12 protein-coding genes are annotated in these 9,621 nt (G+C 70.8%); 5 read left to right on the top strand and 7 right to left on the bottom strand.

What is annotated here, in order from left to right; all coding sequences use genetic code 11:
* The 6 genes from JYK17_RS39605 to JYK17_RS39580 all read right to left on the bottom strand — a co-directional run.
* Positions 1 to 152, bottom strand: a 152-nt coding sequence (locus JYK17_RS39605; RefSeq protein ID WP_222812281.1) for an HAD family hydrolase, incomplete at its 3' end; no start/stop codon positions are given.
* A gap of 129 nt (positions 153 to 281) precedes the next feature.
* Entirely contained in the window at positions 282 to 1,187 is a 906-nt protein-coding gene (locus JYK17_RS39600; RefSeq protein ID WP_128802385.1) for an LLM class flavin-dependent oxidoreductase, read from the bottom strand.
* Between the two features lie 42 nt (positions 1,188 to 1,229).
* Entirely contained in the window at positions 1,230 to 1,688 is a 459-nt protein-coding gene (locus tag JYK17_RS39595) for a hypothetical protein (protein ID WP_222812279.1), read from the bottom strand.
* Between the two features lie 36 nt (positions 1,689 to 1,724).
* Positions 1,725 to 2,273: an RNA 2'-phosphotransferase gene (locus JYK17_RS39590; RefSeq protein WP_222812278.1), complete on the bottom strand. Its 549-nt coding sequence runs from the start codon at positions 2,271 to 2,273 to the stop codon at positions 1,725 to 1,727.
* 123 nt (positions 2,274 to 2,396) lie between these two features.
* The gene (locus tag JYK17_RS39585; protein ID WP_108010332.1) at positions 2,397 to 3,329 is read right to left on the bottom strand and encodes a MerR family transcriptional regulator; all 933 of its coding nucleotides are present in this window, start codon (positions 3,327 to 3,329) and stop codon (positions 2,397 to 2,399) included.
* Between the two features lie 76 nt (positions 3,330 to 3,405).
* A complete protein-coding gene (locus JYK17_RS39580) occupies positions 3,406 to 5,166 on the bottom strand; it encodes an SDR family oxidoreductase (RefSeq protein WP_222812277.1) in 1,761 nt (586 codons plus the stop codon).
* Positions 5,167 to 5,404: 238 nt separating this feature from the next.
* On the opposite strand from JYK17_RS39580, the gene JYK17_RS39575 reads away from it, so the two are divergent.
* Genes JYK17_RS39575 through JYK17_RS39555 form a run of 5 tightly spaced genes read left to right on the top strand, consistent with a single transcriptional unit; the run spans position 5,405 to position 9,133 of the window.
* The gene (locus tag JYK17_RS39575) at positions 5,405 to 6,379 is read left to right on the top strand and encodes an ABC transporter ATP-binding protein (protein WP_108011080.1); all 975 of its coding nucleotides are present in this window, start codon (positions 5,405 to 5,407) and stop codon (positions 6,377 to 6,379) included.
* A complete protein-coding gene (locus JYK17_RS39570) occupies positions 6,369 to 7,286 on the top strand; it encodes an ABC transporter permease subunit (RefSeq protein WP_108010328.1) in 918 nt (305 codons plus the stop codon). The genes JYK17_RS39575 and JYK17_RS39570 overlap by 11 nt, the downstream gene beginning before the upstream one ends.
* The gene (locus tag JYK17_RS39565) at positions 7,283 to 8,194 is read left to right on the top strand and encodes an ABC transporter ATP-binding protein (RefSeq protein WP_222812276.1); all 912 of its coding nucleotides are present in this window, start codon (positions 7,283 to 7,285) and stop codon (positions 8,192 to 8,194) included. Before JYK17_RS39570 ends, JYK17_RS39565 begins: the two co-directional genes overlap by 4 nt.
* Before the next feature lie 10 nt (positions 8,195 to 8,204).
* The gene (locus tag JYK17_RS39560; RefSeq protein ID WP_222812275.1) at positions 8,205 to 8,924 is read left to right on the top strand and encodes an ABC transporter permease subunit; all 720 of its coding nucleotides are present in this window, start codon (positions 8,205 to 8,207) and stop codon (positions 8,922 to 8,924) included.
* A gap of 11 nt (positions 8,925 to 8,935) precedes the next feature.
* Positions 8,936 to 9,133, top strand: coding sequence for an SGM_3592 family protein (locus JYK17_RS39555; protein WP_108010322.1), 198 nt, complete (start codon positions 8,936 to 8,938; stop codon positions 9,131 to 9,133).
* Positions 9,134 to 9,455: 322 nt separating this feature from the next.
* Here JYK17_RS39555 and JYK17_RS39550 read toward each other — a convergent pair.
* The coding region (locus JYK17_RS39550; RefSeq protein ID WP_222812280.1) for an HAD family hydrolase at positions 9,456 to 9,621 on the bottom strand (166 nt) is incomplete at its 5' end.

The following is a 9,621-nucleotide window of genomic DNA, read 5'->3' as shown; positions in this document are numbered from 1 at the left end:
GCGGCGAGGGCGGCGACGGTCCGCGGGGAGACCGACTTGTCGTCCCGCAGGAGGGTGCCGTCGAGATCGGTGGCTATGAGCCGGGGCTGGACGGCGGGGGCCGGGGTCTCGGGCTGTCGGGTCGCTGAGGTCACCGGGTCATTCTCCCGCATATGCGTGCACGCCCGTGCGGCAGTCCGCACATCTGAGTGGTTACCGTCCTCATCAGCACCGCCGCACCCCGTCCGTCAGCCTGTCGGCCCATCTGCCCGCCGACCCGTCCGCTCAGCCGGCCCGTCCGCTCAGGACAGCTGCGCCGGGGCGTCCATGACGATCTGCTCGAAGACCTTCTCCTCGGCGGCGAAGACCGTCTCCGGGACGGGCCAGTGGATCACTATCTCGGTGAAGCCCAGCTCCCGGTGGCGGCCCGCGAAGTCCACGAACGCGTCGAGGGAGTCCAGCGGACGGGCCCGGTCGGGGGTGAAGCCGGTGAGCAGGATCTTGTCCATCGCGGACGCGTCCCGGCCGATCTCGGCACACGCGTCGGCCAGTTTCTCGGCCTGCGCGCGAATGGCTTGAACCGATTGTTCAGAAGTGCCGTTCTCGTACAGCTTGGGGTCGCCGGTGGTCACCCAGGCCTGTCCGTGGCGCGCGGCGAGCGCCAGCCCGCGCGGGCCGGTGGCGGCGACCGCGAAGGGCAGCCGGGGCCGCTGCACACACCCGGGGATGTTGCGCGCCTCGTGCGCCGAGTAGAAATCGCCCTCGTACGAGACCGAATCCTGGGTGAGCAGGCGGTCCAGCAGCGGGACGAACTCCGCGAAGCGGTTGGCGCGCTCGCGCGGGGCCCACGGCTCCTGGCCGAGCGCGGTGGCGTCGAAACCGGTGCCGCCCGCCCCTATGCCGAGGGTGATCCGCCCGCCGGAGATGTCGTCGAGGGAGATCAGCTCCTTGGCGAGGGTCACCGGGTGCCGGAAGTTCGGCGAGGTCACCAGGGTGCCCAGGCGCAGCCGCTCGGTTACGGCCGCGGCGGCGGTCAGGGTCGGCACGGCACCGAACCAGGGTCCGTCGCGGAACGGGACGCGCCAGGACAGATGGTCGTAGGTGTACGCGGTGTGGAAGCCGAGCTGCTCCGCCCGCTCCCATGCCGCACGGCCGCCCTCGTGCCAGCGGCGGTACGGGAGGATCACGGTGCTCAGACGCAGACTCATGCGTCCGAGCCTACGGGCCCGTACCGACAACGGACGAAAGGGTCACCGTACGCGGCTGCTCAGCCACGGGCCGAGGCCGACCAGGCGCACGTACTCCCTGTGCGTACGGTCCTGGGGCAGCGGCACGATCAGGAAGCGGGCCGGCGGGAAGCGGCGGCTCTTCACGAAGGCGCGGTCGTCGAAGAGGGAGCGGACGAACGCGGGCACGTCGTCACGGTCGACGTCCGGGCACTCGACGCCCTCGACGGTGATCAGTGCGTCGTCGTCGGCGTAGAGGCGGACGCTCACCCGGGGCAGGCCGCCGAACTCGACGTGGGCCTCGTGCGGGAGGGAGCCGTCCGGGTCGGCGGTGACGCCGACGCCCGCGGCGCTGCGGCGGGAGGTCCGGTCGGCGCCGATGTCATGGTCGACCTCGATCTCGCGCGCGTACTCGTCGGCGAGGGCGCGCAGGGCGGTGACGGCGGCCTCGGTGGTGGGGAGGTGGTCCATGCCCTCGATCATGCCGGAGCGATGTGGAGCGGTGCCGCCCGGCGGAGGTCAGTGTGCTTCGGGAAAGCGCAGGTAGCGCGGCGGCACCGCCTCCGTCAGCCACACGCCGTTCGCGCTGACGTGGAAGACATGTCCGTCCCGGTGCATAGCGCCGGCGTCCACCGCCAGGATCACCGGGCGGCCGCGGCGGGCGCCGACGCGGGTCGCGGTCTCGCGGTCGGGCGAGAGGTGTACGGCGTGCCGGTTCATGGGGCGCAGTCCCTCGGCGCGGATCGCGTCCAGGTTGCGGGCCACGGTCCCGTGGTAGAGGTACGCGGGCGGGGTTGCCGGGGGCAGCCCGAGGTCGACCTCGACGCTGTGGCCCTGGCTGGCGCGGATGCGGCCGCCGTCGATGGCGAAGCGCTGCTTGTCGTTCGCCGCGACCACATGGTCCAGCTCCTCGCGGGTGAAGCGGAAGTTGTGGGCGGAGGCTGCCGCGATCAGCACGTCGATCTCGACCCAGCCGGCCTCGTCGAGCGTCAGGCCGATCCGTTCGGGCTGGTGGCGCAGATGCTTCGACAGGTACTTCGACACCTTCACGGTGCGTCTTTCGTCCATCCGCTCAGCATGACGGGAGAGACGCGGATCACGCAGATTATTTTGGGGCTCCAGGTTTGATCCACAACCAACTGTAGTTATCCACAGGCCAGTTCGCCCTTCTGTGGACAACTCCCCGACATGTCAGCCCCCTTCGTCAAGATCGCCAGGGGGTCCACCCCTTGACGTGAGCGCGTCCAACGCCCGTGCCCGCACCTCTCGTTCAGCCGCCAGCGCCACGAACTCCGCCGCCCGCTCCGCCCCAACCAGCCTCTCCACCGCCCGCATCGTCTCCTCCGGCAGCGACACGGAGCGTGACATGTCCCGCGTCGGCGCGGATCGGTCGCCGCCGAGTTGCTGCCGCAGGTGCCGTACCGCCAACTGCCGCATCGCCCGCGCCAGTTCCGCGTCCACCGTCTGCTGGGCGAGCGGTCGCAGGCGTCGTACGAGAGAGGCCGCTTCCGCCGCGTCCGCGTCGGTCGGCGGATGAGTCGCGTCGAGGTAGCGGGCGAAGACGTGCTCGGTGGTGAACTCCAGGAAACGGGTGGCGATGTGCTCGACCTGGACCCTCAACTCCCGCAGATGGCCGGAGATCGCGGACAGCGGCACGCCCGCCGCGTGCAACTCCGCTGCCACGGCCAGCTCTTGGGGGCTCGGCACGAGGAAGGAGTCCTCGTTGCCGGGGTCGGGCTCCAGTACGCCGAGCTCGACGGCCTCGGCGACGGCCGCGTCGTCGGGCGGGCCGCCGAACCGCTCGTCCAGTTCGGCGCGCGAGATGCGGACCGCCTGCTCGTCGGTCCACGGGCGGTCGACCTCGGCGACCAGCCCGAGCACCCCGCCCAGGCCGCGTCCCGCGTCCCACGCCTCCAGGAGCTCCTTGATGGAGGCCAGGGTGTAGCCCCGGTCCAGCAGTTCGGCGATCTGGCGCAGGCGGGCCAGATGCGCGTCGGAGTAGAGGTTGGCGCGGCCGCGGCGCTCGGGCCGGGGGAGCAGACCGCGGTCCTGGTAGGCGCGGATGGTGCGGACCGTGGCACCGCTGACGTGCGCCAGGTCCTCTATGCGGTACGGCGTCTGCATGCTCGGCGCCTCCTCCCCGGGCTCGTCCGAGCTGTTGCCGCCTGTCGGCGGGCGGCCCCCGCCCCGCGCCGGCGCGTCACAGCGGTGGCTCCAGTCGTGCGATCGCCCGCAGTGCGCGCGGGGCGAAGCGGGAGAGGAGGCGGGTGCCGCGGGCCTCCGCGGTGACCGGGACGACAGCTTCGTTGCGCACGACCGCGCGCAGGATCGCGTCGGCGACCTTCTCCGGCGGGTAGTTCCTGAGGCCGTAGAGGCGGGCGGCCCGCTTCTGGCGGCGCTTCTCCTCGTCGGCGTCCACGCCCGCGAAACGCGCGGTGGAGGTGATGTTGGTGTTGACGAAGCCGGGGCAGATCGCGCTGACGCCTATCCCCCGTCCCGCCAGCTCCGCGCGCAGGCACTCGCTGAGCATCAGCACGGCCGCCTTGGAGGTGCTGTAGGCGGGCAGCGCGCGGGAGGGCTGATAGGCGGCCGCGGAGGCGGTGTTGACGATGTGGCCGCCCTGTCCGCGCTCGGCCATCTGCTTCCCGAACAGGCGGCAGCCGTGGATGACGCCCCACAGATTGACGTCGAGGACCTTCTTCCAGTCCTCGGGGGTGGTGTCGAAGAAGGAGCCACCCAGGCCGATCCCGGCGTTGTTCACCAGAACGTCCACCACGCCGTACTCGGCGGCGACCTTGTCGGCGAGCTTCTCCATGGCCTGCTCGTCGGAGACGTCGGCCGTCTCCGCCCAGGCCTCGGGGGCGCCGAGCCGGCGGGACAGCTCGGCGGTGCGGGCGGCGGCCTCGGCGTCGCGGTCGACGGCCACCACGCGTGCGCCCGCCCCGGCGAAGGCGCACGCCGTGGCCCGCCCGATGCCGCTGCCCGCGCCGGTGACCAGGACGAGCTGCCCGCCGAAGCGGTCGGTGTACTTGCCGGTGGGCTGCACCGCCTGCGACCTGCCGTCCTCGACGGAGGTCACGAAATCGGTGATCCAGGAGGCCAGTTGGTCGGGGCGCGAGCGCGGGATCCAGTGCTTGGCCGGCAGGGTGCGGCGGGTCAGCTGCGGAACCCACTGCTCCAGGTCGTCGTAGAGCTTCTCCGACAGGAACGCGTCCCCCAGGGGCGTGATGAGCTGCACGGGCGCGTGCGCGTGGGCGTCCGTGCGGGGCCTGCGCAGCCGGGCGCGGACGTTGTCGCGGTACAGCCATGCGCCGCGCGCGGCGTCCGTGGGCAGCGAGGGGGTGGGGTAGCCGTCGGCGGGGAGCTTCTCCGCGCGTCGCAGGATGCCCGGCCAGAGTTTGCCGAGGGGGCCGCGCCAGGCCAGTTCGGGCAGCACGGGGGTGTGCAGCAGATACACGTACCAGGACTTGGCGCCCTGGCCGAGGAGCTGGCCGACCCGGCGCGGGGTGGGCCTCTTCAGGCGCCGGTCGATCCAGTGGCCGAAGTGGTCGAGGGACGGCCCGGACATGGAGGTGAAGGAGGCGATGCGGCCCTCGGTGCGCTTGACGGTGGCGAACTCCCAGGACTGCACCGAGCCCCAGTCGTGTCCCACCACGTGCACCGGCCGGCCCGGACTGACCGCGTCGATCACGGCCAGGAAGTCGTCGGTCAGCTTCTCCAGGGTGAAGCCTCCGCGCAGTGGCTTCGGCGCCGTCGAGCGGCCGTGGCCCCGGACGTCGTAGAGGACGACGTGGAAGCGGTCGGCGAGGCGGGCGGCGACCTCGGACCAGACCTCCTTGCTGTCCGGATAGCCGTGGACGAGGACCAGCGTCGGCCGCGCGGCGTCGCCCAGTTCGGCCACGCACAGCTCGACGCCGCCGGTGTGCACCTGGCGCTCCCGCGCACCCTTCAGCAATGTCACTTCGAGTCCTTTGCTCGGCGCCGTATGTGACATCAGCGAATGTGACAGTGGTCGGAGGCGGCGTCAAGAGAGGGGTCCGGGCTGTGGACAAAGCCGTCGTCCGGGGCTGTGGACAACGCTCCGTAACTCTCAAGTAGGGGGCACCCCTAAGGACCCGTACATCTGGAGTCTGAGGCCGATCCAGCTCTGCGGTCTGACGACCGGCGTGGTGCAGCTCACTATCGTCGACGACGTGACTGTGATCGCGACCGAAAGCCTGAGCAAGCGGTTCCCCCGGGTGACCGCGCTTGACCGGCTGTCCGTCGACGTCGGGCCCGGTGTGACCGGTCTCGTCGGAGCGAACGGAGCCGGCAAGTCCACGTTGATCAAGATCCTCCTGGGTCTGTCCCCCGCCTCCGAGGGCCGTGCCGAAGTGCTCGGCCTCGACGTCGCGACCAAGGGCGCCGCCATCCGCGAACGCGTCGGCTACATGCCGGAGCACGACTGCCTGCCGCCCGACGTCTCGGCCACCGAGTTCGTCGTCCACATGGCGCGCATGTCGGGCCTGCCGCCCACGGCCGCGCGCGAGCGCACCGCGGACACGCTGCGCCACGTCGGTCTGTACGAGGAGCGCTATCGCCCCATCGGCGGCTACTCGACCGGTATGAAGCAGCGCGTCAAGCTCGCGCAGGCCCTCGTCCACGACCCTCAGCTGGTCTTCCTGGACGAGCCGACCAACGGCCTCGACCCGGTCGGCCGTGACGAGATGCTCGGCCTCATCCGCCGTATCCACACGGACTTCGGCATCTCGGTCCTGGTCACCTCGCACCTGCTGGGCGAGCTGGAGCGCACCTGCGACCACGTGGTGATCATCGACGGCGGCAAGCTGCTGCGGTCCAGCTCCACCACGGACTTCACGCAGACCACGACGACGCTCGCGATCGAGGTCACCGACAGCGACGCACACCCGGACGGCACGCGCGTGGTGCGCGAGGCGCTCCACGCGCGCGGGGTGGAGGTTCTGGACGGCACGAACGGCCTGCCGGGCGCCGGGCACATCCTGCTGCTCACCGCACAGGGCGAGGAGACCTACGACCTGGTGCGCGACGTCGTCGCCGACCTCGGCCTCGGCCTGGTGCGCATGGAGCAGCGCAGGCACCACATCTCGGAGGTCTTCCACTCGGACGCCGACGAGCAGGACATGACGAAGGAGGCGGCCGTCCATGGCGGTTGAGCAGCCCCTGCAGCCGGCAGCCGCGACGCCGGGTGACCAGACCCGTATCCACAACATCGGCTACCGCAACTACGACGGCCCCCGACTCGGCCGCTCCTACGCCACCCGCTCGCTGTACTCGCAGTCCCTGCGCGGCGCCTACGGCCTCGGCCGCTCGGTGAAGTCCAAGGTGCTGCCGATGCTGCTGTTCGTGGTGATGTGCGTGCCCGCGCTCATCATGGTGGCCGTCGCGGTCGCCACGAAGCTGAAGGACCTGCCGGTCGACTACACGCGCTACGCGATCATCATGCAGGCCGTCATCAGCCTGTACGTCGCCTCGCAGGCGCCCCAGTCCGTCTCGCGCGACCTGCGCTTCAAGACCGTGCCGCTGTACTTCTCGCGGCCGATCGAGACCGCCGACTACGTGCGGGCGAAGTACGCGGCGCTGGCCTCCGCGATGTTCATCCTGACCGCGGCACCACTCGTCGTGCTCTACGTCGGCGCGCTGCTGGCCAAGCTCGACTTCGCCGACCAGACCAAGGGGTTCGGGCAGGGGCTCGTCTCCGTGGCGCTGCTCTCCCTGCTCTTCGCCGGGATCGGCCTGGTCATCGCCTCGGTGACCCCGCGCCGCGGCTTCGGCATCGCGGCCGTCATCGCCGTCATGACGATCTCCTACGGCGCGGTCTCCACGCTCCAGGCCATCGCGGACGCGCAGGGCAGCTCGGGCGCCATCCCCTGGATCGGCCTGTTCTCCCCGGTCACGCTCATCGACGGGGTTCAGTCCGCGTTCCTCGGCGCGAGTTCGGCCTTCCCCGGTGAGGTCGGCCCCAGCAACGGCCAGGGCGTGGTCTACGTCCTCGTCCTGCTCGGCCTCATCGCCGCCTGCTACGGCCTTCTGCTGCGCCGCTACCGAAAGGTCGGACTGTGACAACGCTCAGCATCGACCACGTCTCCCGCTGGTTCGGCAACGTGGTCGCCGTCAACGACATCACCATGACCGTCGGCCCCGGCGTCACGGGCCTGCTCGGCCCCAACGGCGCCGGAAAGTCCACCCTCATCAACATGATGGGTGGCTTCCTGGCCCCCTCCACCGGCACCGTCACCCTCGACGGGCAGCAGGTGTGGCGCAACGAGGACATCTACCGGCACATCGGCGTCGTCCCCGAGCGCGAGGCGATGTACGACTTCCTCACCGGGCGTGAATTCGTCGTCGCCAACGCCGAGTTGCACGGCCTGGGCGCGAAGGCGGCGCAGAAGGCGCTGGCCACGGTCGAGATGGAGTACGCGCAGGACCGCAAGATCTCCACGTACTCCAAGGGCATGCGCCAGCGCGTGAAGATGGCGTCCGCCCTGGTGCACGACCCCTCGCTGCTCCTGCTGGACGAGCCCTTCAACGGCATGGACCCGCGCCAGCGCATGCAGCTGATGGACCTGCTGCGGCGCATGGGCGACGAGGGCCGCACGGTGCTGTTCTCGTCCCACATCCTCGAGGAGGTCGAGCAGCTGGCCTGGCACATCGAGGTCGTGGTCGCCGGCCGGCACGCGGCCAGCGGTGACTTCCGCAAGATCCGCCGCCTGATGACCGACCGGCCGCACCGCTACCTGGTGCGTTCCAGCGACGACCGCGCGCTCGCGGCCGCGCTGATCGCCGATTCGTCGACGTCCGGCATCGAGGTCGACCTCGCCGAGGGCGCGTTGCGCGTCCAGGCCGTCGACTTCGGCCGCTTCACGGCCCTGTTGCCGAAGGTGGCCAGGGACAACGGCATCCGGCTGCTCACGGTCTCGCCGTCCGACGAGTCCCTCGAGTCCGTGTTCTCGTATCTGGTCGCGGCGTAGGAGGCCCACGATGTACGACCCCACAGTCGCCCGGCTCACCTACCGGGCCCTGCTCGGCCGTCGCCGGGCCCTCATCCTCGGGGCGCTGCCCCTGCTGCTGATCGCGATCTCCGTCGTCGTGCGGGGCCTGGCCGGCGCCGACGACCAGACGGCCTCGGACCTGCTCGGCGGGCTCGCGCTGGCCACGATGGTGCCGATCATCGGCGTCATCGCCGGTACGGGCGCGATCGGTCCGGAGATCGACGACGGCTCGGTGGTGTATCTGCTGTCCAAGCCGCTGAAGCGGCCGACGATCATCTTCACCAAGCTGATCGTGGCGATCGCGGTGACGATGGTGTTCTCGGCCCTGCCGACCCTGATCGCCGGGTTCATCCTGAACGGCAACGGCCAGCAGATCGCCGTCGCCTACACGGTCGCCGCCCTCGTCTCGTCCATCGCGTACGCGGCTCTGTTCCTGCTGCTGGGCACGGTGTCCCGGCACGCGGTGGTCTTCGGTCTCGTCTACGCGCTGGTCTGGGAGGCCCTGTTCGGCTCCCTGGTGCCCGGTGCGCGCACGCTGAGCGTCCAGCAGTGGTCGCTGGCCGTCGCCCACAAGGTCGCCGGTGGTGACCTGGTGACCTCGGACGTCGGACTGACCACGGCGACGGTGCTGCTGATCGCGGTGACCGTCCTGGCCACCTGGTACGCCGGGCAGAAGCTGCGGTCGCTGACGCTCGCCGGCGAGGAGTGAGAGGAGCGGGGATGGCGGACGACTGGGACGACCTGGTCCTGGACGAGGACTTCGTACGGGACGCCGACACCTCCGAGCCGTCCGCCCGCGCCCGCATGCTCGCCGCGCGTTGGCGCGAACAGGCGCCGGAGCCGCAGCCCTGGCGCTCCGACGAGCCGCCCGCGGGATGGTTCTTCAGCAGGGCACGGCGACGCAAGTGGCGGCGCTGACCCGCCGTACCGTACGGCCGATTTATTCGGTGGCGGTCAACTCGGTGCAAAGGCACCATTGTTGTGTGGAGGACGCCGGTGAGCGCCGGCGTCGCGGACGGGGAGAGGAGCCGGGCGATGTCCATGCACGACAGTCCGCCCCGCTCCCGTCAGGGCGGTTCGCGGGGGACTCCGGTGTAGTTACGCCACTGTCGAGTCCCCTTGCGTGCACCTGCCCGGGGCGGCCGCTTCGAGCACGCGATGTCGCTCTCGCGTGGGCCGCCCACCCTCGTCGCCGTAGCCGCGCCGACCCCTGCCGACACTGCAGCACGGGTCGGCGTGGCTACGGCAGCAGTCTTTCCAGCACCGCCGCGATCCCGTCCTCTTCGTTGGAGGACGTCACCTCGTCGGCCACCGCCCTCAGCTCCTCATGGGCGTTGGCCATGGCCACGCCGTGGGACGCCCAGGCGAACATCGGGATGTCGTTGGGCATGTCGCCGAAGGCGATC

The organism is Streptomyces plumbidurans (genome assembly GCF_019857225.1).
Taxonomy (GTDB): Bacteria; Actinomycetota; Actinomycetes; order Streptomycetales; family Streptomycetaceae; genus Streptomyces; species Streptomyces plumbidurans.
This window is presented reverse-complemented; position numbering and strand designations above follow the sequence as displayed.